The organism is Methylotenera sp. 1P/1 (assembly GCF_000384355.1).
In the GTDB taxonomy this organism is placed as follows: Bacteria; Pseudomonadota; Gammaproteobacteria; order Burkholderiales; family Methylophilaceae; genus Methylophilus.
This window is the reverse complement of the sequence record NZ_ARWC01000001.1, coordinates 2,713,186-2,739,858: the sequence shown is the minus strand read 5'-3', so window position 1 is coordinate 2,739,858 and position 26,673 is coordinate 2,713,186. Positions and strand designations below refer to the sequence as shown.

Here is a 26,673-nt window from a genome sequence, read left to right as displayed (position 1 = left end):
CAATGCCATTGTTTAATCATCTAAAGATGCAACACACACGAGCGCTCACAGCTATGCTGTTATTGTCTGGGCTACCGCTCATGACAAGCTGCGCATTTGCGCCATGGGAATCCAATAAGCATAAAAATGAGCCGCCTGAAACACGCGCTTATGAATCACAACAAGACCTTAAACAAAATCCGGAATCTGCCAAAGCACGTAAGGACTTTTATTTAAATACTGAATCTGCTGTGAATGAACTATTGGTACAAGCGGATCAAGCGCGTCTAAAAGGCGATCTTGCAGAAGCACAGCGCCTATATGAGCGTGTACTCAGCTTTGCACCAGATAACCAAAGCGCGATGACCAGCAGAAATGAAGTGTTTAGAGAAATTAAGCAACATCAGCAGTTACAAAAAGCGGACGAGTTGGCCAACAACAGCCAACTTGAACAAGCAAAGCGCGAAGTACATGAAGTGCTGTTAGAGAACCCGCAAAACAAAGCAGCGCTTAAACTGGAAACGCAAATCAATCAAAAAATTGGCAACAGCAATATGCAACCGCCACAGCTTAAATCCAGCGTAGATAAGCCTATTTCTTTAGAGCTACGCGATGCAAATATCAAAGCCGTATTTGAGGCTTTATCACGTGCAACGGGTATTAATTTTATTTTGGATAAAGACATCAAGCCAGACACCAAAGCGACTATCTTCATCAAAAAGCTACCCATTGAAGAAGCGATAGATATGGTACTCGCCAGCAATGGTCTACAGAAAAAAGCACTGTCTGAAAATACAGCGCTGGTGTTCCCAAGCAATCCACAAAAATTAAAGGATTATCAAGACTTAAAAATCCGTAGTTTTTACTTAAACAACACCAATGCCAAGCAAGTGGCTGGTATGTTGAAGTCCATGCTTAAAACCAAAGATATTTTTATTGATGAACGCATCAATATGCTGGTCATGCGCGATACACCAGAGGTCGTGCGCATTGCCGAAAAATTAGTGGCCGCCACTGATATTGCAGACTCTGAAGTAATGCTGGACATTGAAGTGTTAGAGGTGAGCCGCAGCCGTTTACAAGAGTTAGGGATTATTTACCCGAATCAACTGGCCGTCATTGGTGCAGACACTGGGCTCACCTTACAAGCGCTAAAAACCCTCAACTCCAGCGGTATAGGCGTATCCCCCAACCCAGCCATTAACTTTAAAAAAACCATTGGCGATGTTAACTTGCTCTCCAACCCAAGAATCCGCGTCAAAAACAATGAAAAAGCCAAAATCTTGGTAGGCGATAAAGTGCCCATTATCACCACCACCTCGACTGCTAACGTCGGTATCTCTGAAAATGTGACTTATATTGATGTCGGGCTAAAGCTTGATGTTGAACCACATGTCACCTTGGATGATTTTGTAAACATCAAGGTCGGCCTTGAAGTGAGCTCTTTAGGTGAAAAAACCGTGACCAGAAATGGCGCCACCATCTATACCATTGGCACGCGTAATGCCAACACCTCACTGCGCCTCAAAGATGGAGAGACGCAAATCTTAGCCGGGTTAATTTTGGATGACGAAAGAAAAAATGCCAGCCGTTTACCAGGCTTGGGCGATATTCCGCTGATTGGGCGTTTATTCTCGAACCAAGAAGACAAAAAAAGTAAAACGGAAATTGTATTGGCCATTACACCAAGAGTTATTACCAACTTAGAATTACCTAAAGCGGACGTCTCCGAATATTGGTCTGGTACCGAAAGTATCATCACGGACAAACCGCAAAAAGCACTGCCCGCATTTTCTGGTGGCTCTGCCGCCCCATTGACGCCACTGGAAAGACTGCGTGACCAACGGCGTGAACGACAACAGCAGTTGAATACACCTGCCGATGGTTCAGAAAATGCCATTAGTCCAGCACCGGCCGCAGTCCCTGTTAATCCAGCCACTGAGAGCTCAGGGCAGGATATCCCCGGTCAGGTAATCGACCCTAACGCACCGACATCCGTGCCTTCTGTCATTATTGATCCGCAGGCACAACCAGCACCCATTATTGATACCACTAATCCGCCTTCGCGTTTCTAATTCCATATGCGTCTGCGCGGATTTTCTTTGATTGAGCTGATTGTCACGTTGGCGATTGTGGCAATTTTGGCGAGTGTGGCCATGCCCTTAGTCTCGGTGACAGTTCAACGTTCTAAAGAAAGCGAGTTACGTCACCATTTACGGCAAATTCGCGAAGCCATTGATGCCTATAAGAAAGCAAGTGATGAAGGCCGTATCAAAAAAAACATAGACGAGACCGGGTACCCACCTAATTTAGAAATATTGGTAGAAGGGGCTGAAGACCTGAAAGACCCCAACAAACATAAACTCAAATTTCTACGTAGAATCCCTCTAGACCCGATGGTTGCACAACGAGAGACTGATGCACTCAGCATTGAGCAAACGCAAGGCTGGGGCTTGCGCAGCTACGAAAGCAGTGCCAACCAACCAGTCGCTGGGAAAGATGTATATGATGTGTACTCGTTAAGCCCGCTAACGGGTACCAATGGAGTTCCTTATGCCAAATGGTAAGCCAAATTGCCGCCGTATACTCGGGTTCACTTTAGTCGAGTTATTAGTCGTATTGTCGATCCTCGCATTACTGCTCACCTTGGCTTATCCAAAATACTTTAGTAGTGTAGAGCGTGCAAGAGAAGCAGCACTTAAGCAAAGTTTGAACACCGTGCGCGAAGGTATTGATAAATACTATGCCGACCATAGCCAGTACCCAGCCAGCCTAGACGAGCTTGTGGAAAAGCAATACATGAACAGATTGCCGATAGACCCTATCACCGAAAGCGAGAACACTTGGGTTATTGATCCGCCAGCTCCACCACTTGAAGGTGGGCTATATAACATCCACAGCGGTGCAACAGGCATCGCAAAAGATGGCACAAAGTTCTCTGATTGGTAATATGCGTACTGGCCAGCTGACTCAGGGATTCACCTTTATTGGCATCCTCATCATCGTGGCGCTTTCTGGCATTGCTTTAAGTGTTGTAGGTATTGTGTGGCATCAATCACTACAGCGAGAGCATGAAAAAGAACTGTTGTTTATTGGTGACCAGTACCGAGCCGCCATCTTAAGTTACTATGAATCCACACCGGGCGGCGCAAAACAATACCCAAAAGCATTAGAAGACTTGGTTCTAGACAAGCGTTTTCCTGTAGTCAAACGCCATCTCCGCAAACTATATGCAGATCCCATCTCAAAACAAGCATGGGGGCTAGTAACACAACAAGGCTTGATCATTGGGGTGTATAGCCAGTCCCATCAAGCTGCTATCAAAAAATCGGGATTCCCTACTGCTTATGAGAGTTTTTCAGAGGCCACTACCTATGATGAATGGAAGTTCATCGGCATCAACAGTTAGTAAACAAACCGTTAACTCGCGTATTTTCGATAGTATTTCAGTACTTTGGGCACGTAAAGTTTGGTTTCCTCAAACGGAGGAATACGATCATGATACTTTTTAACAGAAGCTGGCCCCGCATTATACGCAGCCAATGCCAGCTCTAAATTACCATCAAATAACCGCAATAAGGTTTTCAAATACTGTGCGCCCGCGAGAATATTTTGCCGATTATCTTGGAATCGCATACGGGTCAAACCGTAATGCTGCGCAGTGGCAGGCATTAACTGCATCAAGCCAAATGCACCTTTTTTAGAAACCGCTTTAGGGTTATGCCTAGATTCCACTGTAATGACCGCATGAATCAGCGCTGGGTCTAGCGTCGTTTTATTTGCAGCCTCCAGTACTTCTTGATGATACGGCATGTGCTGTAAAGTGGATTTGTCAGATACTGAAGACTGTATTTCCTGCTCAGCAGAATTGTCCTCGGTCTGAATTTCCATCACCGCCTCGCCGGACAATGCGTTAGAAGACAAGGTAATTTCTTCCGCGTCCGATGCATCCATATAGACACTCGCTGCATAGCTAGTCGGCGCTGTCATCAACGCTAATAACAAAGCCCATAGGCGCGTTTCAAATAACTGCTGCATTCTCATCTCATCCTAGCGTATTACACATAGCATAGCGCAATCCCGCAATAAAGTAGATGATTCCAATGGACTAATTTTACTGCATACACTGTCATCTTAACGCCCCCAATTTGCGGGATATTTTAAACGCACTGCGTTTGTTATGCTTCAAAAGTTATTCATCGCACATTATTCGTCGCATTTGAATACACACTGACACCTCTCCCTTTAACCCCAATAACAATACTTATTTTGGAGTGTTTAATATGAACAACCAGCCTCATCGTATCCAACTGCTCGCCTCTGCACTGCTTGTTAGCGCCGCGTTAAGTAGCCACGCCATTGCTGACACTAAACCAAACCGCGGCATCCCTCAAGATGATAAATCTAGAGGCGGCGTGTGTAGCAATTTACCCAGTTACGCACAATTAAAAACCGCATTGCTGAGCGCCGTAGGTTCAGAATCCTCAGGCTTCAATTTACAAATGTGGGCTACAGTAGTGAATCGGGATGGCGTCGTATGTGCTGTCGCTTTTTCTGGCGCTGACCGTGGTGCACAATGGCCCGGCAGCCGCGTGATTTCTGCGCAAAAAGCCAATACAGCCAATGCATTCAGTTTACCTGGTCTGGCCTTATCCACCGCTAATTTATACTCTGCAGTACAAGGCACTTCTGGAGCAAATCCATTAGGCGGTAGTCTTTATGGTCTACAGTTTAGTAATCCTGTAGATCCTGCAGTCGCTTATGGTGGCAACCCAGCACTTGTAGGTACCCATGCTGACCCTATGGTTGGCAATCGTATTGGTGGAGTGAATGTGTTTGGTGGTGGACTCGCGCTATACAATAACAGTGGTGTACTTGTGGGTGCAGTTGGCTTATCAGGTGATACATCCTGTGCTGATCATAATATGGCTTGGCGTGTACGCAACACGCTTAACTTGGACTATGTACCTGCAGGCGTTTCAGGTGATGCTGCTAGACCAGACAATATGGTGATTGATGATCTAAATGGTGATAGTAATGGCAAAACCGATGGTTGGGAGCAACCGACATGTGCAAATACAACCAATCCAACAAGCTTACCAGCGGCCAAAAGTGTAGGGCCTTAATCGCTCTATAGCGAGGCTTTGGATGTAAACAAAAGAGCACATATCAATGTGCTCTTTTTGTTTTTATACAGTCTTCATGTTCGAAGAATGTTTTTGCAATAAAAAAGCCTCAGAGATTATCTGAGGCTTTTTGGTATAAATAGCTTGGCGGTGACCTACTTTCGCATGCGAAGAGCATACTATCATTGGCGCTGGTTCGTTTCACGGCCCTGTTCGAGATGGGAAGGGGTGGTTCCAAACCGCTATGGCCGCCAAGCATAACTGGTATCACTGATGTTTTGACTCTTACGAGTTTTCATCAGCAGAAATGCTGTGTTGCCGTCTCATTTTCATGAGGCGTCTTTAACAAATTGGAAGAAGTAAAGAATTTAAATGGGGTGATTACATATCGTGCTTTAAAACAAACCGTTAATCTTAACTTTTTGGTCAAGTCTTAAGGTTATAGGATCAAGCCTCACGGGCAATTAGTATCAGTTAGCTTAACGCATTACTGCGCTTCCACACCTGACCTATCAACGTCCTGGTCTCGAACGACCCTTTAGGGGGGTTAAACCCCCGGCAAGTCTCATCTTGAGGCGAGTTTCACGCTTAGATGCTTTCAGCGTTTATCTCTTCCACACTTAGCTACCCAGCGATACCATTGGCATGATAACTGGTCCACCAGCGGTGTGTCCACTCCGGTCCTCTCGTACTAGGAGCAGGTCCCCTCAAACTTGCAGCGCCCACGGCAGATAGGGACCAAACTGTCTCACGACGTTTTAAACCCAGCTCACGTACCACTTTAAATGGCGAACAGCCATACCCTTGGGACCGGCTACAGCCCCAGGATGTGATGAGCCGACATCGAGGTGCCAAACTCCCCCGTCGATATGAACTCTTGGGAGGAATCAGCCTGTTATCCCCAGAGTACCTTTTATCCGTTGAGCGATGGCCCTTCCATACAGAACCACCGGATCACTATGACCTGCTTTCGCACCTGCTCGACCTGTCCGTCTCGCAGTCAAGCAACCTTATGCCATTGCACTATCAGTACGATTTCCGACCGTACCTAGGTTACCTTCGCACTCCTCCGTTACTCTTTGGGAGGAGACCGCCCCAGTCAAACTGCCCACCATACACGGTCCCCAGTCCAGATTATGGACCTAGGTTAGAACCTCAACAACATCAGGGTGGTATTTCAAGGTTGACTCCACGAAATCTAGCGACTCCGCTTCAACGTCTCCCACCTATCCTACACAAATCTTGTCAAAGTCCAATGTAAAGCTACAGTAAAGGTTCATGGGGTCTTTCCGTCTAGCCGCGGGTAGATTGCATCTTCACAAACATTTCAACTTCGCTGAGTCCCGAGAGGAGACAGTGTGGCCATCGTTACGCCATTCGTGCGGGTCGGAACTTACCCGACAAGGAATTTCGCTACCTTAGGACCGTTATAGTTACGGCCGCCGTTTACTGGGACTTCAATCAAGAGCTTGCACCCCATCATTTAATCTTCCAGCACCGGGCAGGCGTCACACCCTATACGTCCACTTTCGTGTTTGCAGAGTGCTGTGTTTTTATTAAACAGTCGCAGCCACCTTTTCACTGCAACCTCATCATGCTTCGAGAGTAAATCTCTACACATTACCGAGGCGCACCTTCTCCCGAAGTTACGGTGCTAATTTGCCGAGTTCCTTCTCCCGGGTTCTCTCAAGCGCCTTAGAATTCTCATCCTGCCCACCTGTGTCGGTTTGCGGTACGGTCTTATACAACTGAAGCTTAGTGGCTTTTCTTGGAAGCATGGTATCAATCACTTCGTCTACAAGTAGACTCGTTATCACGCCTTGACATTGACTCTCCGGATTTGCCTAAAGAATCTGTCTACACGCTTGAACCGGGACATCCAACACCCGGCTGACCTAACCTTCTCCGTCCCCACATCGCATTGTATAGAGGTACAGGAATATTAACCTGTTTCCCATCAGCTACGCATCTCTGCCTCACCTTAGGGGCCGACTCACCCTGCGCCGATGAACGTTGCGCAGGAAACCTTGGGCTTTCGGCGAGGGAGCTTTTCACTCCCTTTATCGCTACTCATGTCAGCATTCGCACTTCTGATACCTCCAGCATTCCTCACAGAACACCTTCGCAGGCCTACAGAACGCTCTCCTACCATACTAGTAAACTAGTATCCGAAGCTTCGGTTACGTGCTTAGCCCCGTTACATCTTCCGCGCAGGACGACTCGACCAGTGAGCTATTACGCTTTCTTTAAATGATGGCTGCTTCTAAGCCAACATCCTGGCTGTCTATGCCTTCCCACTTCGTTTTCCACTTAGCACGTCATTTGGGACCTTAGCTGTCGGTCTGGGTTGTTTCCCTCTTGACCACGGACGTTAGCACCCATGGTCTGTCTCCCGTAATTGCATTTCTCAGTATTCGGAGTTTGCAATGGTTTGGTAAGTTCTTATGAACCCCCTAGCCATAACAGTGCTCTACCCCCGAGAATGATATACGAGGCACTACCTAAATAGTTTTCGGAGAGAACCAGCTATTTCCAAGTTTGTTTAGCCTTTCACCCCTATCCACAGCTCATCCCCAAATTTTTCAACATTTGTGGGTTCGGACCTCCAGTACCTGTTACGGCACCTTCATCCTGGCCATGGATAGATCACTTGGTTTCGGGTCTACACCCAGCAACTAGACGCCCTATTCGGACTCGCTTTCGCTACGCCTCCCCTATCGGTTAAGCTTGCTACTGAATGTAAGTCGCTGACCCATTATACAAAAGGTACGCAGTCACCCCTTACGAGGCTCCCACTGTTTGTATGCATACGGTTTCAGGATCTATTTCACTCCCCTCCCGGGGTTCTTTTCGCCTTTCCCTCACGGTACTGGTTCACTATCGGTCGATTACGAGTATTTAGCCTTGGAGGATGGTCCCCCCATGTTCAGACAAGGTTTCTCGTGCCCCGCCCTACTTGTCGTTACCCTAGTTCCACACACGGGATTTCGTATAAGGGGCTATCACCCTCTATGGCCGGACTTTCCATTCCGTTCTACTATCGCATGTGCTAAAAATAACAGGCTGTTCCATGTTCGCTCGCCACTACTTACGGAATCTCGGTTGATTTCTTTTCCTCGAGCTACTTAGATGTTTCAGTTCACTCGGTTCGCCACCATCTCCCTATATATTCAGGAGCGGTTACCCTTGCGGGTGGGTTTCCCCATTCGGATATGTCCGGATCAAAGCTTATTTGCCAGCTCCCCGAACCTTTACGCAGGCTATCACGTCCTTCATCGCCTGTAATCGCCAAGGCATCCACCATATGCACTTATTCACTTGATCCTATAACGTTAAAACCTAAACCCTTTTTAAATCCAGATTTCATCATGCATGAGACATGCGTTATAGTTTTTCTAAAGCAACTTTTCTTAATCTGCAAGGTTGTACAAATTAAGATGGTTTTTATTTCACTTACATTTATTTCAAGAACTTTCATTCCAGAAACTCATGCCAAGCAAAATGTTCGATTTTGCAATCAGTCAATATTACTCCGGTTAAAAAATAATATTGCCCATTTGAATACAACATTGTCATCACACAATGTGCATTCTCTTTACTTCTTCCATTTTGTTAAAGAACAGTCTAGTTAAAAACTAGAAGCAAGTATTGTTTAAATCAATCCTTAAGCAATACTTGCTTCTAATTTCTACTCAACAAAGCTTGGTGGAGGATGACGGGATCGAACCGACGACCCCCTGCTTGCAAAGCAGGTGCTCTCCCAGCTGAGCTAATCCCCCATATATTACGAGGTGAATCTGGTGGGTCTGGTTGGGCTCGAACCAACGACCCCCGCCTTATCAAGACGGTGCTCTAACCAGCTGAGCTACAGACCCAATAAGGTAGTTTCTAATATTACCTGTGGCCAATCTTTGTTGTACTACTGTTGAATGACTGATAAGAGTGAATGCTTGCAGCAAAAGGTTTTGCTCTAGAAAGGAGGTGATCCAGCCGCACCTTCCGATACGGCTACCTTGTTACGACTTCACCCCAGTCATGAATACTACCGTGGTAAGCGTCCCCCTTGCGGTTAGACTACCTACTTCTGGTAAAACCCACTCCCATGGTGTGACGGGCGGTGTGTACAAGGCCCGGGAACGTATTCACCGCGACATGCTGATCCGCGATTACTAGCGATTCCGACTTCATGCAGGCGAGTTGCAGCCTGCAATCCGGACTACGATCGGCTTTCTGAGATTGGCTCCCCCTCGCGGGTTGGCAACTCTCTGTACCGACCATTGTATTACGTGTGAAGCCCTGGCCATAAGGGCCATGAGGACTTGACGTCATCCCCACCTTCCTCCGGTTTGTCACCGGCAGTCCCAATAAAGTGCCCAACTAAATGATGGCAATTATTGGCAAGGGTTGCGCTCGTTGCGGGACTTAACCCAACATCTCACGACACGAGCTGACGACAGCCATGCAGCACCTGTGTCCACTTTCTCTTTCGAGCACCTAATGCATCTCTGCTTCGTTAGTGGCATGTCAAGGCCAGGTAAGGTTTTTCGCGTTGCATCGAATTAATCCACATAATCCACCGCTTGTGCGGGCCCCCGTCAATTCCTTTGAGTTTTAATCTTGCGACCGTACTCCCCAGGCGGTCTACTTCACGCGTTAGCTGCGTTACTCATGGATTTTACTCCACCAACAACTAGTAGACATCGTTTAGGGCGTGGACTACCAGGGTATCTAATCCTGTTTGCTCCCCACGCTTTCGTGCATGAGCGTCAATATTATCCCAGGGGGCTGCCTTCGCCATTGGTATTCCTCCACATCTCTACGCATTTCACTGCTACACGTGGAATTCTACCCCCCTCTGACATATTCTAGCTTGATAGTTTCAAACGCAGTTCCCAAGTTGAGCTCGGGGATTTCACATCTGACTTATCAGGCCGCCTGCGCACGCTTTACGCCCAGTAATTCCGATTAACGCTCGCACCCTACGTATTACCGCGGCTGCTGGCACGTAGTTAGCCGGTGCTTCTTATCAAGGTACCGTCAGCCTCAGCCTATGTTAGAGACTAAGTTTTCTTCCCTTGCGAAAGAGCTTTACAACCCGAAGGCCTTCTTCACTCACGCGGAATGGCTGGATCAGGCTTGCGCCCATTGTCCAAAATTCCCCACTGCTGCCTCCCGTAGGAGTCTGGACCGTGTCTCAGTTCCAGTGTGGCTGGTCGTCCTCTCAGACCAGCTACTGATCGAAGCCTAGGTGAGCCTTTACCTCACCTACTAGCTAATCAGATATCGGCCGCTCCATTAACGCTAGGTCCGAAGATCCCCAGCTTTCCCCCTCAGGGCGTATGCGGTATTAGCTAATCTTTCGACTAGTTATCCCCCATTATTGGATACGTTCCGATATATTACTCACCCGTTCGCCACTCGCCACCAGACCGAAGTCCGTGCTGCCGTTCGACTTGCATGTGTAAAGCATTCCGCCAGCGTTCAATCTGAGCCAGGATCAAACTCTTCAGTTTAATTTCTGACTATTACTTGTTTACCTCTTTCGAGGTGGTTATTTCGCTTTGCTTTATTTCTCAAATTCATTTCAAGGTATGTGTTACTACTTAAAGTAACCTGTACATACTTGTCTTAAATTTAAGTGTAAGCGTTTATATTCTGAGTCTCTAAGAAACCGAAGTCTCTTAACCCATCACCACAAACACCCACACTTATCAGTCATTCAGTTTGTTAAAGAACTTAAATTACTACCGCTTAAATCGCTATGTTTAAACTGGTTGCGGGAACAGGATTTGAACCTGTGACCTTCGGGTTATGAGCCCGACGAGCTGCCAGACTGCTCCATCCCGCGTCCGCATCGACGTTTCGTTTTTCATGTTGCGTCGAGAGGTGAGACTATAGCAAAGATTTTGAGGATGTGTCAAACAGTCTTTGCATTTTTGTTTAAGATTTCTTGCCTCACTCACGACAGAAAATAAAAGCGCATTGCAATGCGCTTTTATTTTCAAAGACTTAAACGCTTTTTAATTACTTACGGCACCAAATACTTTTTTCAGAAGACTGCTGGCCTGACCAACCGGGTCTTGCCGAATGGCCGCCTCCTCTTTGGCAATCATTAAATATAGACCGTCTAGCGCCTTATTCGTTACATACTGCTCTATCTTGGCATCCTCTTTTTTGACGACGCCAAACTTACTACCCATCTCTGCATACTTATTATAAGTTTCCGCCAACTGCACTTTCTCTGTAGCCTTTTGCACAATAGGCAAGAATTTGGCAGCCATTTGGGTAGAGGTAGTCTTTTTAAAATATTGCGTGGCCGCATCATTCGGTCCAGTCAAAATAGACTTGGCATCGGCCACACTCATTTTTTTAATCGAATCCACCAACAATGCTTTGGCTTCTGGTACGGCAGCCTCTGCTGCTCGGTTCATTTTCAACACCAGCTCATCTGACTGTTTGCCCATACCCATGAGCTTCATACCTTTCTCAATTTTTTTCAGTGAGTCCGGCAATGGAATCTTAACTTCTTTATTACCCAGAAACCCATCAGTGTTACCCAATAGGCTCACGGCTTTACCTACGCCTTGTGTCAGCGCTTCCTTTAAGCCACCGCTCGCTTCAGTGTTGCTAAGGTCAGCAACACTGAGCGCATTTGCGTGTGTTACAAACATCATAAACAACACAGCCATTAAACTTTTCTTCATCACAGCCTCCACCCTAATATTGAAAATACAGAGTAGAGTTTACGCTTAACTATTTATTTTTTGGGCTTTTTACGCTGCTGTTTTTAAAAGAATTTACATGCCAAATTTGGTTGGCGTACTCGCCAATGGTTCGATCACTAGAGAACTTGGCCATGCGTGCTACGTTTAATATGGCACGACGCGACCATTCCTCTTGATCTTGATATACCTGTGAGACTTCCTCTTGCTTGGCAATATAGCTCGCATAGTCGGCCAGCAATAAGTAATGATCGCCCTTATGTAGCAAGGTATCGACAATGGCTTGGTGGCGAGTTGGATCTTCTACCGAGAAGAAGCCTGATCCAATCATATCAAGTACTTGTTTCAACTCAGGATTGCTATGGTAAATATCCCACGGGTTGTAATTGGCAGCTTTAGTGGCGGCTACCTCTGGCGTGGTCAAGCCAAAAATAAAGATGTTCTCATCCCCCACTTCTTCTTTAATCTCTACGTTGGCGCCATCTAATGTACCGATCGTCAGTGCACCATTCAGCGCCATTTTCATGTTGCCGGTACCGCTGGCTTCAGTCCCTGCCGTTGAAATTTGCTCGGACAAGTCACTGCCGGGGAATAAAATCTCCGCTGCAGACACCTCGTAGTTAGGGTAGTACACGACTTTTAGTTGATCGCCCACAGCCGGGTCATCATTCACAATCGCGGCAACGTCATTAATCAGACGGATGATCAATTTGGCTAACCAATAACCAGGCGCGGCTTTACCACCAAAAATCACCACACGCGGCGTGATACTGCCTGCATCACCACGACGGATGCGGTTGTAGAGCGTAATCACATGCAACACATTCAGCAGTTGGCGCTTATATTCATGAATCCGCTTAATCTGCACATCGAACAGCGCGTTGGGATTAAGCTGCACGCCTGTCAACGAAGCGATTTTATTGGCTAGGCGTTGTTTGTTGGCATACTTAACCGCTCTAAATGCTTTTCTGAATGCAGCATCATCTGCTAACGGTGTAAGCTTCACTAGCTGCGTTAAATCCTTTTGAAACCCATCGCCAATCGCTTGCGCTATCAACTTAGTTAAACCAGGGTTAGCCTGATTCAACCAACGGCGTGGTGTAATACCATTGGTCATGTTGGTGAGTTTTTTAGGGTAGATGCGGTTAAAGTCTGCAAACAAGGTTGTTTTAAGCAACTCACTGTGCAAAGCCGCAACGCCATTGACGGTATGGCTACCCACCACTGCCAGATGTGCCATACGTACTCGACGGCCATGTGTCTCATCAATGATTGATACACGTTTTAACAAATCTGTATCACCTGGGAAATGATGATTCACCATTTGCAAGAAATGGTGATTGATTTCATAAATGATTTCCAAGTGACGCGGCAACAAACTGCCAAACAACTCTACCGACCACGTTTCTAATGCCTCCGGCATCAATGTATGGTTAGTATATGCAAACACGTGCGTTACTAAATCCCATGCAATTGCCCAATCAAGATGATGCACATCGACCAGTTGATACATCATTTCCGCCACACCAATGGCAGGATGCGTGTCATTCAGTTGAATCGCCACTTTATTAGGCAAGTCTTTCCAATCCAATTTGGTCATATTGGTTTTGGAGGCCATAAAGCGTCGCAAAATATCTTGAATGGAAGCTGATACAAAAAAGTATTGTTGCTTTAATCGCAATTCACGACCAGATGCCGACGCATCGTTGGGGTATAACACTTTAGAGATGGTTTCACTGTCGTTACGCACCTCAACCGATTGCTCATAATTGCCTTCGTTAAAGTGGCGCAAATCAAATTCTTTGGTGGCCTTGGCTGACCAAAGGCGCAGATTATTCACCGTTTCAGTATCGTAACCGGGCACTGGCATGTCATACGCCATGGCTACCACATGGTCTTCATCTACCCAATGGCTTTTGGTGCCATGCGCTGAGGGCACTTGCACCACTTTGCCGTAGAACTTCACCATATAAGTTACTTCAGGGCGTTGGAACTCCCACACATTGCCATAGCGTAACCAGTTATCTGGATTCTCAATTTGTTGCCCATGCTCAATGGATTGCCTAAACATGCCGTACTCGTAACGGATGCCATACCCTGTGGCAGGAATATCCAGCGTCGCCATCGAATCTAAAAAGCAAGCAGCCAAACGACCCAAGCCACCATTCCCTAGCGCAGCATCATGTTCCATCTCCACCGCTTCTTCCAGCGAGTGCCCCAATGCACCTAAACCATCGCTTAACTCATCTTTAATGCCCAAGTTTAGTGCGGCATTGGTCAACATACGGCCAATTAAAAACTCTAATGAAAGATAATAAACACGTTTAGGATCTTGCTCGGCATAAGCAGAAGCTGTTTTTACCCAGCGCTCTACTACATGATCCCGCACTGTATAAGCAGATGCGTCATACCAGTTACGCGGCGTCGCTGCTTGATCTGTCTTAAAACAGGAGTACACCAAATGATTTTGCAATGCCTGTTTGATGGTGGTTAATTTTGGCAAAACCATTTGTGTCGCTTTGTATGTTTTCGTTGCAGCCATAGGAACCTTAAAAGTAATTTGGTTGTTGTTAGTTAAATTTTAGCAAATACTACGCCAACCTAACGTGAGAACTTAAAATTGAGACAAAAAAGCCCACGAAGAATTCGCGGGCTTTTCGCTCATGCCTGTCAATACTTACACAATCAGGCTATTCATGCGTCGTACAAAACTTGCCGGATCTTCTAATTGACCACCTTCTGCAAGCAAGGCCTGATCAAACACTACGTGGGTATAATCCGCAAACTTAGCATCATCATTTTCGTTCTTTAGCCGCTCAATTAAACGATGGGCTGGATTAATCTCCAAGATAGGTTTGCTCTCCGGTGCTTTTTGGCCAGCCGCTTTTAGAATACGCGCCAAGTTACCCGAAACATCATGCTCGCCGGCCACTAAGCATGCCGGTGAATCAGTTAAACGATGGGTCACACGCACTTCTTTCACAGCATCGCCCAGTGTTGATTGAATACGCTCGACTAATGACTTGGCTTCTTCTTCCACTTTCTTCTGTGCTTCTTTCTCGGATTCGTCTTGCAGCTTGCCTAAGTCCAAATCACCTTTGGCAATGGATTGCAGTTTTTTACCTTCAAACTCAGTTAAGCCACCTAATAGCCACTCGTCCACTTTGTCCGACATCAACAATACTTCAATGCCTTTTTTGCGGAAAATTTCCAGATGCGGCGAATGCTGCGCGGCCGCAAAAGTGTCCGCAGTAATATAGTAGATAACCTCTTGCTCAGGCTTCATCCGTGCAATGTAATCTTTAAGGGATACATTTTGTGTGTCGTTATCTGCATGCGTGGAAGCAAAACGTAACAAGCCTGCAATTTTGTCTTTATTGGCCCAATCTTCGCCGGGCCCTTCTTTCATCACACGGCCAAACGCATCCCAAAATTTTACATACGCTTCTGGTTTGTTTTCTGCCAGGTCTTCTAACAAGCCCAATACTTTTTTAACAGAACCATTTTTAATGGCTTCTACATCGCGGCTGTCTTGCAAGATTTCACGCGAGACATTCAGCGGCAAGTCAGCAGAATCAATCACACCACGCACAAAACGTAGATACTGTGGCATCAGCTTTTCTGCGTCTTCCATAATAAACACACGCTTCACGTAAAGCTTAATACCCTGACGACGCTCACGGTCGTACAAATCAAATGGCGCTTTCGTTGGAATATAGAGCAGAGAAATATACTCTTGCTTACCTTCTACACGGCTGTGCGAATAGGCCAACGGGTTTTCAAAATCATGTGACACATGCTTGTAGAACTCTTGATACTCTTCTTCGGTAATGTCATTTTTGTTGCGCGCCCACAATGCCGAAGCTTTATTGATGGTTTCATCTTCATCAGTAGGTACCATCTCACCGCCAGCACCATTCTCACCATCTTTCCACTCTGATTTCTTCATGATGATAGGCAAGGTAATGTGATCGGAATACTTGCGCACAATCGTTTTGAGTTTCCAATCGTTCAGAAACTCTTCTTCGCCTTCGCGCAGATGCAGAATCACATCGGTACCGCGCCCTGCTTTTTCTACTGTATCAATAGTAAAATCGCCCTCACCACTTGACTGCCACTGCACCGCGTCCTTTTCACCAGCACGGCGTGTAATCAACGTTACCTTATCCGCAATAATAAATGCAGAGTAAAACCCTACCCCAAACTGGCCAATCAAGTTGGCATCTTTGGCTTGGTCACCCGTTAGGTTTTGAAAGAACTCTTTGGTGCCCGATTTTGCAATGGTACCGATATTGCGAATCACCTCTTCGCGATTCATGCCAATGCCATTGTCTGAAATGGTGACTGTACGTGCTGCTTTGTCAAAGCCAATGCGAATCTTTAGCTCGCTATCATTCTCGTATAGCGCGCCGTTGGAAAGGCCTTCAAAGCGCAGTTTATCTGCGGCATCGGATGCATTGGAAATCAACTCGCGCAATACGATTTCTTTGTTGCTGTACAAAGAATGAATCATTAATTGTAAAAGTTGTTTGACCTCGGCTTGGAAAGCTAATTTTTCTGTCGTCATGGAGTCTCTCTTTGAGTTAAACTTAAATTTGGCAATAACAATAATATTGTTTAATTATTTTTTATTTTAAACATGCGATCAACGCATTTCTTTGTTACATAAATTGGGTCGGCCTCTGCCATTTCAAGAGCGCATGTACATTTTGTAGGAGTTGAATATGGCAGATATTCAAGTGGTTGCAGTGGATACCTTGCAATTTAAAGTCACGGTAAGAGATCGCAGCACGACCTCACACTTGGTGAGCGTACAGCCTGCGTATGCACAGAAACTGACGCAAGGCAAAATATCCACCACTGAATTGGTCAAGCAGTCGTTCATCTTTTTATTAGCACGTGAGCCAAACACCAGCATTCTGCAACAGTTCGATCTCAGCGTGATCGCACGCTACTTTCCCGAATACGAACAACAGATTACGTTAGCATAAAATACAAAACAGTCATCAAGATTTCAAATAAACAGGTTATAACACTCTCATGAACGCAACTCACCCCAACGCCTCAGAAACACTCCTTGCTGCTGTCGACTTAGGTTCCAATAGTTTTCGGTTAGAAATCGGCCGTATTGAGCATGGCCAAATTCAACGTGTGGATTACCTAAAGGAAGCGGTACGCCAAGGCGGCGACCTAGACGAAGACCGCAACTTAACGCAAGATGCCATTGATCGTGGCTTGAAATGCCTAGCAAGATTCGGTGAAACACTGAAAGGTTTTCCACCGCATTGTGTACGCGCTGTGGCCACGCAAACCTTACGTGAAGCTAAAAATCGTGATGTCTTTATTAAACAAGCCAAAAAAGCGTTGGGTTACGATGTCGAAGTGATTTCCGGGGTGGAAGAAGCGCGCCTGATTTATCAGGGAGTGAGCCGCTTACTACCGCAATCTAACGAAAAGCGCTTGGTGATTGATATTGGCGGCCGCTCTACAGAATTCATTATCGGCCAGCACTTTAATACCGAAACCACAGACTCGTTACGCGTGGGCTCCGTGGCGTGGTCACTTAAATACTTTGCGGATGGTCAATTCTCGGAACGCAACTTTCAACGTGCCGAAATCGCCGCTGAGTCTTTCTTAGACATGGTGGCAGAAACCTATCAACACAGACATTGGGATATTGCCTACGGCGCATCTGGCACGGTGGGTGCAGTAGCAGATATTTTAAGTTACGCAGGATTTGGCGAAGATGTCGTAACGCAGGAAGGCCTGACTTGGTTACGTCATCAACTTATTAAAGCCAAACATGTGAGCAATTTGGAATTAGGTGGCTTAAAAGAAGAACGCAAAGCAGTGATTGCCGGCGGCTTGAGTATTTTGATTGCCGTATTTGATATTTTAAAACTAGATACTTTAGTGGTGGCCAAAGGCGCACTCAGACATGGTTTGTTGTATGACATGATTGCTGAGGATGACGCCACTGAAGATTTGCGCGACGCTTCCATCCATCGCCTGACCACCCGTTTTGGTGCCAATAAAACGCAGGCAGGCAATGTGTCTAAAGTAGCACTACGGTTTTTTGATCTACTATCACCATCCTTGAATGTCCCTGATGAAGACGCGCATGAAGTCATTAAGCACCGGCAAATATTAGGTTGGGCAGCTTACAGTCATGAGATTGGCTGCGCTATTTCTCACAGTGAATCACAACGCCATGGCGCTTACATTCTGGACAATACCGAGCTCATGGGATTTGCACAGAGCGAATTACATCGCCTTAGCTTATTGGTATTGGGGCATTATGGGAAGCTTAGAAAACTAGAGGCCGACTTTGAAGATGAGATTTTTATCTGCCAACTTCTTGCGTTGCGTTTAGCTGTCATATTCTGCCATTCACGCAATATGCCTGTGCTTAAAAATTTACAATTAGCGCGCGAACACCATGGTTTTTTCTTGAGCTTACCAAGCGCATGGCAAAAGGCCTTTCCACAAACCTGCTACCTGCTAGAAGAAGAAGTATTGGCCTGGCAAAAAACCAATTGGACACTTGTCGTCAGCACGCCGGATTAAACGCGCAACCTCCATCAAACTGTCATACCGTTTTCATATGATGAGATTGCAATGGCTCACTGCCACTGCAATCCAATGGAGCAATTGACAATGAAAATAAACGGTATAAACTGTTTATACTATTTTTAGGAGACCCGTCATGGCGAACACCCCTGTATCCAAACCAAAAACAGCCGCTAAACCAGCTAGCAAACCTGCACAAACAAAACCGACCGCAGCAAAAACAGCTGTCAGCAAACCTACAGTGAGCAAACCCATCCCGAATCAGCCGGTAGCGGCCAAACCCGCAGCTATTGTTGCTAAGCCTGTCGTAACTAAACCTGCCGCGACTAAATCTGTCGTCGCTAAGTCAGCTGCGCCAGCAAAAGCTGCTGTTAAGCCTATTGCAAAAACAGCCACAAAAGCCAAACCAGCAACCAAAGCAAAAGCGGCCGACAGCAAAAAAGACCATAAAAAAGACGACAAAAAAAATAAACCAGAAAAAGTTAAAATGGAACGCGATAGCTTTACCATGCCTAAAGAAGAGTATGCGGCGATTGGCACACTGAAAAGCAGAATGAACGCGCTGGGTCACCCGGTAAAGAAAAGTGAGTTATTGCGTGCAGGCATTAAATTATTGGCAGCGATGAGCGACAACACATTAAAAATGACCATGGAAAAAATTCCAGTCATCAAAACTGGTCGCCCTAAAAAATAAAGCTTAAAAATAAGACTTGAAACTAATGCCTAAAAAACAACGTTAGGGATTAATCTAGCAACTGCGGGGTTTGTACTGAAAAAAGCTGATACGTACTTCCCCCCTGTTGCCGTAGGCGCAGCCACCATACTGCGCCTTTTTTGACGCTGATCGCCGGGGTATCACCCAAACCCAGCAAAGCAGCCACCAGCTCACCCAGCCACGGCTGGTGCCCAACGATCAGTACATTCTCGGCAGTGTGCTGATGCAAATAGGCCAACACTTCTGTTAAGCGGGTGTCAGGCTGAAACACATCTTCGATGATAACCTTTCCATTCAACGCCTCTGCTGTTTGCAATGCACGCAAAGCCGGGCTTACCAATACCACGGTATTTTTTGGCAGATATTGTTGAAGCCATTGCGCCATTGCGCGAGATTGCTTGAGCCCTTTGGCCGTTAGTGGCCTTGCCATATCTGTTTGGCCCGGCGCACATAATTCGGCATCTGCGTGCCGCCAAAGGATTACGTTTTTAACTAACTTAGTGTCTGGCATTCTGCTATTCAGCCTAGCTATGTTTTTTAATTAACATGGCTTGGCTAGAGATTGCATGCGATGGCACCGTTGCAGTGTTTATTTTTCGCACCGGTTGATATTCACCTTGTTCGCCCAGTGTCCACGCATCTACGTTGTCTTGCAGATATGGCGTCAGCAAATCATCCATAATACGTTGTTGCATGGAGGCGTCATGAATCGGCCATGCCACTTCCACACGACGTAGCATATTGCGGCTCATCCAATCCGCGCTAGATAACCAAAGATGGGTTTCGCCCGCAACATTAAAATAAAACACGCGTGAGTGCTCTAGTAAGCGCCCCACTATTGAGCGTACGCGTACGCGACCAGCCAACGCTGGTAAATCGACTGGCAGAATGCAGGCACCACGCACAATTAAATCAATCTCCACTCCTTTTTTAGCCGCAGCAATCAACGCCAACACCAGCGTCTCGTCCGTCAGCGAGTTCATTTTGGCAATGATAGTGGCAGGCTGACCGCGGCCTGCTGCCAACTGTGCTTTTTTAATTTGCGCTAACATCGCGGTATGTAAAGTAAAAGGGGCCACCAATAACTGTTGCATCCGCGGCAAAGGCAACTCACTGGTGAGATGCCTGAACACATGCTCCATCTCTCTGGTGATTGCCGCATCTGTCGTCAGCATGCATACATCGGTATAGAGTTTGGCTGTTTTGGGATTGTAGTTACCGGTAGAAAGATGTGCATAGCGCTTAATCGCTTTCCCTTCGCGCCGCATAATCAACAACATTTTGGCATGCGTTTTTAAGCCAACCACGCCATATACCACCTGTGCGCCAATGGATTCCAACGCTTCCGCCCAGTTAATGTTGGCTTCTTCATCAAAGCGCGCTTTAAGCTCAACCACCACCAGCACTTCTTTACCGCGACGTACGGCCAACTGCAGTAAGCGTAAGATTCTGGAGTCTGCGCCCGTGCGATATATGGTTTGGCGAATCGCCAGCACGTTTGGGTCGTCTACGGCTTCTTCCAGCATTTGAATAACAGCATCAAAGCTTTCAAAGGGCTGATGAATCAGCACATCTTTTTCTTTGATTTGCGCCAAGATGGATTGAGTACGCTGCAAACTTTTTGGCCATTGCGGCAAGAATGGAACGAATTTAAGATGTGCGCCTTCAGCCATATCTGGCAGTTGAATCAAACGCCCTAAGTTCACTGGGCCATTGACCCGATACAGTGCTTGCTGCGGCAATTTAAATTGCTCCAACAAGAAATTGGCTAACTCTTCGTGGCACTCATGCGAGACTTCCAAGCGTACGGCATCGCCATACTGACGATGCGCAAGCTCTTCGCGCAATGCAGTACGTAAATTATCGACGTCATCCTCATCCAAAGCTAAATCTGAGTTCCGCGTCACACGAAATTGTGAGAAATGCAAAATACGTGCGCCACTGAATAGGTCATCTAAATTGGCACGGATAATACTGGTCAGTGATACAAAGCACTGCGCTTTCTGGCTGATATTGACGGGCAACTGCACCAAGCGTGGCACCACGCGCGGCACCCGCACAATGGCAATATTGCGCTCCTGATTGTGCGCATACTCCAGCTCTACAATAAAGTTGAGCGATTTGTTGGCTACTTGCGGAAACGGATGCGAGGGATCTAGCGCCACTGGCATGAGCAAAGGCTTGACCTCACGCTTGAAGTATTGCGCAACCCATTGTTTTTGCTCTGGCGTACGTACACCGCCAGAGACCAAATGCACATCTTCTTTGGCGAGCGCAGGCATCAATACATCATTAAACAGCTCATATTGCTTGGCGACCAAGGCATGTGCCTTGCTGGCAATCTGCGTAAAGCTTTGGGTGCTGACCACACCTTGCGTCACATTGTCTTGCACTGCTTGCAGTTGTTGCGGCATCCGCACTTCAAAAAATTCATCAAGATTAGAAGCCACAATGCATAAAAAACGCAGGCGCTCTAGTAAGGGATAGTCTTCGCGTTGCGCTAAGGTGAGTACGCGCTGGTTAAAACTGAGAATGCTTAAATCACGGTCTAGTAGTGGAGTTATCATGACTTTATTTTATGCTGAAACCCTATGTCGTTTATGACAAATTTGTGACAATCATACAAGTTTAGCATTGGCTACAGGTTATCTAGTCGTGCTAATAACCCTTGTGCGTAATCGGTAATGGCATTGCGTTGTTCTTGTGACATCTTATCGACATGCTTCACCATCAAGGCCGTGCGAGGATGATGTGCGAAGTCCTGACAATGCTTAATTAGAAAATGCCAGTACAACGTGGTGACAGGGCAAGCCTGCGCACCCGTTTTAATATCAGGTTTATAGCGGCAACCTTGGCAGTAATTACTCATTCTCTGAATATAGGCACCGCTTGCCACATAGGGTTTAGAAGTAAAGCGCCCACCATTTGCATGCAAAGCCATGCCTGCCACATTAGGCAATTCCACCCATTCTACTGCATCCACATACACAGCCAGATACCAAGCTTCTATTTGTTTGGGCGCGATTTCCGCCAATAGACCAAACATCCCAGTGACCATCAAACGTTGAATGTGATGCGCATAGCCATACTGCATGGTTTGCGTGATGGTTTGACGCATGCAGTTCATATGGGTATTGGCTGTCCAATACCAAATAGGTAAATTACGTTGATGTTTGTAATGATTGCCTTCTGCCATCGCCGGCATATCTAACCAGTACACTCCTCTAATGAACTCTCGCCAACCCAAAATTTGACGGATAAATCCTTCCACACTGGCCAGAGGCAATTGATATGCGTGATAAGCCTGCTCTGCCGCTTGTATCACCTCACGTGGGTTCAACAACTTTAAATTAAGCGATGAAGCCAGCAATGAATGCCACAAAAAAGCATATTGAGGTTGCTCACTGCCTTGCCACATCGCATCTTGATGTGCGCCAAAATCAGCAAGCTTGTATTGGATAAACACATCTAACAGTGTTAAGGCTTGGTTACGTGTCACCGGCCAACAAAAATGTGCCAATGTCCCCGGGTGCTCTGCAAAATGGTGTTCTACATCCGCAAATACTTCGTGTGTGATGGCATCAATCTCAAACACCGGGGCTAGCGGCACTGATTGCGGCCCATGCTTACCAAAGGTTTTGCGATTTTCATGGTCGTAATTCCAATCACCGCCAATGGGTTGAGTGCCCTGCATCAACACTTGGTGTTCCTGACGCATGTTGCGGTAAAAAAACTCCATGCGTAAGCTTTTACTTTGGCCAGCCCAACGTTTAAAGTTGGCTTGGCTACACATAAAATGCGTATCGTCCCGCACAATAAGCGGTATATTGGTGTTTTCTGCACACGTCTTAAGCAGTTGCAACACGCGGTATTCACCTGGCTCACAAACAATCATTTTCTGCGGCGCGTGTTGCTTAATATGATGTGACCAAACTTCTTGTAGTTCAGTATATCTGTGCTCACCTAATGGATAGTAAGCAACCGGGAAACCAGATGTCTTAAGGCTTTCTGCAAAATGGCGCATAGCAGATAAGAATAATGCAATGCGTGCTTTATGACTCCATACATGCGCACCCTCACCTATCACTTCAGCCATGACTACTTGATCACAAGCAACGTCAAAGCCTTCAAGCGCAGGATTATCTAGGGTTAATTGATCCCCCAGCACTATAACTAAATGGCGAATCATCGTTTTGATTTTGCGGCACGGCTACAGTGTGTAGAACAATATTTCACAGCATCCCAGTTGTTTGCCCACGCTTTGCGCCACACCATACTGCGCCCACATAGAACACATAACTTGTGGGGAAGGTTGGATTTATTGCCTTTAAAATTGGCTGGCGATTGTATAGAGGTCATGCCTCAATGACTATGGTTTTACAATGTGGTTCAACGCATATTGCGCAGCGGTAAATCCAAATGGCGCGGTCACACAAACACTGGAGCCATAACCGGCACAATTCAATCCAGTGATACTGGTTGAACTGATAGGATTGATCTCACATCCGGCGCCTTCTACTTGTATTGGTTTAAGTGCAGGCTCGTCAGAAAATATAGCTAAAACACCAAATTTTGCAGACTTTTTAGTGTTACTCGCTTTGGGGAAAGCAAAATCACGACGCAATTGATTGCGCACTTTGGCCAACAAGCGATCCCCTGTGACATACGCTAAATCATCTACTTGGATACGCGTGGGGTCTAAGCGTCCGCCAGCGCTGCCCACCATCACCAGCGGTTGTTGCTGTTGTTTACAAAGTGCGGCTAGGGCCACTTTGGCCTTAGCATCATCAATGCAATCCACAATCACATCAAAACCCTGGCCCAATAATGCAGCAATATTGTCGGGGGTAATAAAGTCTTCTATCGTGTGTACTACACAAGCTGGATTGATCATCTTGACGCGCTGTTGCATCGCGGTCACTTTTGGCAAGCCAAACGCATCGTCCACTGCATGCAATTGTCGATTCACATTCGATTCGGCAATGTTATCCAAATCAATCAACGTCAATGTGCCAATGGCGTTACGCGCTAAAGCCTCCACCGCCCACGAGCCTACCCCACCCATACCAATGACACACACATGCGCCGCTTGTAACTTATCGAATCCTGCTGAACCGTACAGGCGGCGCACACCACCAAAGCGACGCTCGTAATCCGGAAGATTAGACTGCATGGTTACTGCTCTAACACCACAAAGGCCGCCGCCAGATTTTTTTCATCACTGATTGTCACGTGCATACGCGTAATGTGTTTTTCTTGCACAAAGTTCGCCAATTCTTGCGCTAATACTAGTACCGGCTTGCCTAAATCGTCATGCGACACGGCAATATTTTGAAAGCTGACCACACCACGGATACCGGTGCCAAGTGCTTTGGAAAATGCTTCTTTAGCTGCAAACCGCTTGGCTAAAAAGCGTGCCTTAAGTTTGGTTTGATGATAGCTAGCCAGTTCAGTCTCAGCGAGTACACGCAAAGCAAACTCATCTCCAAAGTTCTGAATAGAGTTTTCAAGCCTGGCGACTTCAACAATGTCCGTACCGATGCCGTAAATCATCGTGTCAATGTCGCCGCTTCTTTCATCAACGCTTTCATCTCGCGCACCGCGTTATCCCAACCCACAAATAGGGCATGCGCAACAATGGCGTGGCCAATATTCAACTCCTCAAACCCAAACATACGCGCAACGTGATGCACGTTGTGATAATGCAAGCCATGGCCTGCATTGACGACCAGCTTGGCATCACGCGCATGATGCAAGGCCAGCTCAATTCGGCTGAGTTCGTCCTCTTGCGCACGTTCTGTTTCAGCATCGGCAAAGGTACCGGTATGCAATTCAATTACGGGCGCACCCATTTTAACGGCGGCATCAATCTGTGCAATATCGGGCGCAATAAATAGTGAGACACGAATACCGGCATCGCTCAGTTTTTTGACGGCATGCTCAACCTTGGCATAGTGCGTAATCACATCTAAACCACCTTCGGTAGTACGCTCTTCTCGACGCTCTGGCACCAAGCACACATCTTGCGGCGCTACTTTAATCGCAATGTCTAACATTTCATCTGTGACCGCACATTCCAAATTCATTTTGGTTTGTAGCAATGGACGTAATGCAAAGATATCAGCGTCTTGCATATGACGTCTGTCTTCGCGCAAGTGCAAGGTGATGCTATCTGCGCCTGATTGCTCAGCACGCAAAGCAGCTTGTACTACACTGGGGTATTTAGTGCCACGCGCCTGACGTATGGTGGCGACGTGGTCGATGTTGACGCCTAATTTAATCATTTAGTAATTTTCTATTATCAAATCACAAAAAAACAGCTTATAACCCTTGTAAGTCAATGAGTAACTGTCGTGTATGTAAGGGTTTATCCCCCAAATAATGCGCCAGTAAATAGCGCATCAGTTGCTTACTTTGTACCTGTGATTGTGCATCACGATAGTCTTCGCGTGCCATATCCAGCAATGTTCCGCCCCGTAATTGTACGCCATTTTTAGTTGCCCCTAATTCACATGCACCATACTCCGCCTCGTAGCGATAGTTTTTTTCTGCCACAATCGGCTCGCCATTTTCATCTTGCAGCAGTGGAATAGCGTATCCCAGTTCTTGTAGCAGCGTTAACTCAAATCGTCTGAGAATCACGGCCAATTCAAGCGGTTGACTGGCTGTCGACATGCCTGACAGCGCATTCAACGTATTGGCGTAATAGGCAAACAAGTCTTCGTGCGCATCCTCTCTAGGCAGCAGGCGCAGCAGCAGCTCATTCAAATAAAATCCGCACATCAGCGCTTCACCCTTGAGCAAGGTCAGCCCTGCAGACCAATCCAAACTATGTAATGTCTTCAGTTCGTTTTTTCCTGACCAAGTACCTGTCAACAATTGAAATGATTGCAACATACCACGCATGGCGGAACGTGGCCGACGCGCACCTTTGGCCAGCACAGCCACACGACCGAATCGCTGTGTAAATAACTCAACCACCAAACTGGTTTCTTTGAATGGATAGGTGTGTAGCACGTAGACAGGCTGATTATCTTGGCGATGTAGATGAAGGGGGGATGCCATATTTATACCATCAGAATCCGTGCGAATTACCGTGCAAGACTTGCTAGACTCTGTAGCAACTCGTCCTCAGCTTTTTCAATCAATAAGGGGACTAGCATCTCATTGCCAGAAAATAAAACCATGGCATAACGTATAGGTGCTGCAGGCAAGAGCGGGGTAAATTTGCCAAAGCCGTAGCGGTCATTCCGCATCAGTTGCCAAGCCCCTTTAGGCTCTGAAAATTCTGGTTTATCAAACAATTGGCGCACTGTTCCAGTATCCACACTCATCAACGCATAGTCGCCTTGGTCAGCCAAAATCACCCAAGCCATATCGCCGTCTTTACTGGTGTTTTTTAATTGGAACAAATACCAGCCATCGTCTTCATAAACCAGTTGAAATACATTATTGATGCCGCCTGTTTTACGATTGACCGTATAGTAAATACCCTGATCATCCAACGAGATAGGCTGTCCAAATTGCATAGATAGCGAGGATTGCATGGTGATGTTACCTC

At 46.5% G+C, this 26,673-nt stretch carries 21 protein-coding genes, 3 tRNA genes and 3 rRNA genes; 8 read left to right on the top strand and 19 right to left on the bottom strand.

Annotated features, from left to right (window positions below; translation table 11 throughout):
* The first annotated feature begins 26 nt into the window (after positions 1-26).
* Genes A3Q3_RS0113330 through A3Q3_RS0113315 form a run of 4 tightly spaced genes read left to right on the top strand, consistent with a single transcriptional unit; the run spans position 27 to position 3,388 of the window.
* Entirely contained in the window at positions 27-2,054 is a 2,028-nt protein-coding gene (locus A3Q3_RS0113330; RefSeq protein WP_198288920.1) for a secretin N-terminal domain-containing protein, read from the top strand.
* A gap of 6 nt (positions 2,055-2,060) precedes the next feature.
* Entirely contained in the window at positions 2,061-2,546 is a 486-nt protein-coding gene (locus tag A3Q3_RS0113325) for a type II secretion system protein (RefSeq protein ID WP_020184091.1), read from the top strand.
* Positions 2,533-2,928, top strand: coding sequence for a type IV pilin protein (locus A3Q3_RS0113320; RefSeq protein ID WP_020184090.1), 396 nt, complete (start codon positions 2,533-2,535; stop codon positions 2,926-2,928). Before A3Q3_RS0113325 ends, A3Q3_RS0113320 begins: the two co-directional genes overlap by 14 nt.
* Positions 2,903-3,388 (top strand): type II secretion system protein, encoded by a 486-nt coding sequence (locus A3Q3_RS0113315; protein ID WP_020184089.1) that lies wholly within the window; start codon positions 2,903-2,905, stop codon positions 3,386-3,388. The genes A3Q3_RS0113320 and A3Q3_RS0113315 overlap by 26 nt, the downstream gene beginning before the upstream one ends.
* Before the next feature lie 11 nt (positions 3,389-3,399).
* Here A3Q3_RS0113315 and A3Q3_RS0113310 read toward each other — a convergent pair whose 3' ends face one another.
* On the bottom strand, positions 3,400-4,017 hold the full coding sequence (locus A3Q3_RS0113310; protein WP_020184088.1) for a lytic transglycosylase domain-containing protein: 618 nt from the start codon (positions 4,015-4,017) through the stop codon (positions 3,400-3,402).
* A 245-nt stretch (positions 4,018-4,262) separates the two neighbouring features.
* On the opposite strand from A3Q3_RS0113310, the gene A3Q3_RS0113305 reads away from it, so the two are divergent.
* On the top strand, positions 4,263-5,105 hold the full coding sequence (locus tag A3Q3_RS0113305; protein ID WP_020184087.1) for a heme-binding protein: 843 nt from the start codon (positions 4,263-4,265) through the stop codon (positions 5,103-5,105).
* Positions 5,106-5,247: 142 nt separating this feature from the next.
* On the opposite strand, the gene rrf is transcribed toward A3Q3_RS0113305, so the two are convergent.
* The 9 genes from rrf to htpG all read right to left on the bottom strand — a co-directional run bounded on the left by rrf (position 5,248) and on the right by htpG (position 16,394).
* Positions 5,248-5,361 (bottom strand): 5S ribosomal RNA (gene rrf / locus A3Q3_RS0113300).
* A gap of 187 nt (positions 5,362-5,548) precedes the next feature.
* A 23S ribosomal RNA gene (locus A3Q3_RS0113295) occupies positions 5,549-8,429 on the bottom strand.
* A 379-nt stretch (positions 8,430-8,808) separates the two neighbouring features.
* A tRNA-Ala gene (locus A3Q3_RS0113290) sits at positions 8,809-8,884 on the bottom strand.
* Between the two features lie 19 nt (positions 8,885-8,903).
* Positions 8,904-8,980, bottom strand: a tRNA-Ile gene (locus tag A3Q3_RS0113285).
* 99 nt (positions 8,981-9,079) lie between these two features.
* Positions 9,080-10,618 (bottom strand): 16S ribosomal RNA (locus A3Q3_RS13990).
* Together the 16S, 23S and 5S rRNA genes with 3 tRNA genes alongside form the textbook arrangement of a ribosomal RNA operon.
* A gap of 258 nt (positions 10,619-10,876) precedes the next feature.
* A tRNA-Met gene (locus A3Q3_RS0113275) sits at positions 10,877-10,953 on the bottom strand.
* Positions 10,954-11,125: 172 nt separating this feature from the next.
* Complete coding sequence (locus A3Q3_RS0113270) at positions 11,126-11,809, bottom strand: DUF4197 domain-containing protein (RefSeq protein WP_020184086.1); 684 nt, start codon at positions 11,807-11,809, stop codon at positions 11,126-11,128.
* Positions 11,810-11,858: 49 nt separating this feature from the next.
* Positions 11,859-14,369, bottom strand: a complete 2,511-nt coding sequence (locus A3Q3_RS0113265) for a glycogen/starch/alpha-glucan phosphorylase (RefSeq protein WP_020184085.1) — start codon at positions 14,367-14,369, stop codon at positions 11,859-11,861.
* Between the two features lie 135 nt (positions 14,370-14,504).
* Positions 14,505-16,394 (bottom strand): molecular chaperone HtpG, encoded by a 1,890-nt coding sequence (htpG, locus tag A3Q3_RS0113260; RefSeq protein ID WP_020184084.1) that lies wholly within the window; start codon positions 16,392-16,394, stop codon positions 14,505-14,507.
* A gap of 157 nt (positions 16,395-16,551) precedes the next feature.
* On the opposite strand from htpG, the gene A3Q3_RS0113255 reads away from it, so the two are divergent.
* The 3 genes from A3Q3_RS0113255 (at position 16,552) to A3Q3_RS14625 (ending at position 19,091) form a co-directional block, all read left to right on the top strand.
* Positions 16,552-16,818: a hypothetical protein gene (locus A3Q3_RS0113255; protein ID WP_020184083.1), complete on the top strand. Its 267-nt coding sequence runs from the start codon at positions 16,552-16,554 to the stop codon at positions 16,816-16,818.
* A 49-nt stretch (positions 16,819-16,867) separates the two neighbouring features.
* The gene (locus tag A3Q3_RS0113250; RefSeq protein ID WP_020184082.1) at positions 16,868-18,394 is read left to right on the top strand and encodes a Ppx/GppA phosphatase family protein; all 1,527 of its coding nucleotides are present in this window, start codon (positions 16,868-16,870) and stop codon (positions 18,392-18,394) included.
* 139 nt (positions 18,395-18,533) lie between these two features.
* Positions 18,534-19,091, top strand: a complete 558-nt coding sequence (locus A3Q3_RS14625; protein ID WP_020184081.1) for a hypothetical protein — start codon at positions 18,534-18,536, stop codon at positions 19,089-19,091.
* A gap of 49 nt (positions 19,092-19,140) precedes the next feature.
* Here the strand turns inward: A3Q3_RS14625 and sixA are convergent, their stop codons facing one another.
* From sixA to A3Q3_RS0113205, 9 genes are all read right to left on the bottom strand, one after another.
* Positions 19,141-19,623: a phosphohistidine phosphatase SixA gene (gene sixA, locus A3Q3_RS0113240; RefSeq protein ID WP_020184080.1), complete on the bottom strand. Its 483-nt coding sequence runs from the start codon at positions 19,621-19,623 to the stop codon at positions 19,141-19,143.
* Between the two features lie 13 nt (positions 19,624-19,636).
* Positions 19,637-21,679, bottom strand: coding sequence for a polyphosphate kinase 1 (ppk1, locus tag A3Q3_RS0113235; protein ID WP_020184079.1), 2,043 nt, complete (start codon positions 21,677-21,679; stop codon positions 19,637-19,639).
* A 71-nt stretch (positions 21,680-21,750) separates the two neighbouring features.
* Entirely contained in the window at positions 21,751-23,301 is a 1,551-nt protein-coding gene (locus A3Q3_RS0113230) for a cryptochrome/photolyase family protein (RefSeq protein WP_020184078.1), read from the bottom strand.
* Entirely contained in the window at positions 23,298-23,471 is a 174-nt protein-coding gene (locus A3Q3_RS14675; RefSeq protein WP_081623284.1) for a DUF2256 domain-containing protein, read from the bottom strand. The genes A3Q3_RS0113230 and A3Q3_RS14675 overlap by 4 nt, the downstream gene beginning before the upstream one ends.
* Positions 23,472-23,481: 10 nt before the next feature.
* Positions 23,482-24,285 carry a ThiF family adenylyltransferase gene (locus A3Q3_RS0113225; RefSeq protein WP_020184077.1) on the bottom strand — a complete coding sequence of 268 codons (804 nt, stop codon included), beginning with the start codon at positions 24,283-24,285 and terminating at the stop codon, positions 23,482-23,484.
* Positions 24,286-24,287: 2 nt separating this feature from the next.
* A complete protein-coding gene (gene acpS, locus A3Q3_RS0113220; RefSeq protein WP_020184076.1) occupies positions 24,288-24,665 on the bottom strand; it encodes a holo-ACP synthase in 378 nt (125 codons plus the stop codon).
* Positions 24,662-25,396, bottom strand: a complete 735-nt coding sequence (gene pdxJ / locus A3Q3_RS0113215) for a pyridoxine 5'-phosphate synthase (RefSeq protein WP_020184075.1) — start codon at positions 25,394-25,396, stop codon at positions 24,662-24,664. Before pdxJ ends, acpS begins: the two co-directional genes overlap by 4 nt.
* Positions 25,397-25,433: 37 nt before the next feature.
* On the bottom strand, positions 25,434-26,177 hold the full coding sequence (recO, locus tag A3Q3_RS0113210) for a DNA repair protein RecO (protein WP_020184074.1): 744 nt from the start codon (positions 26,175-26,177) through the stop codon (positions 25,434-25,436).
* 26 nt (positions 26,178-26,203) lie between these two features.
* Entirely contained in the window at positions 26,204-26,659 is a 456-nt protein-coding gene (locus tag A3Q3_RS0113205) for a hypothetical protein (protein WP_020184073.1), read from the bottom strand.
* Positions 26,660-26,673: the final 14 nt, after the last annotated feature.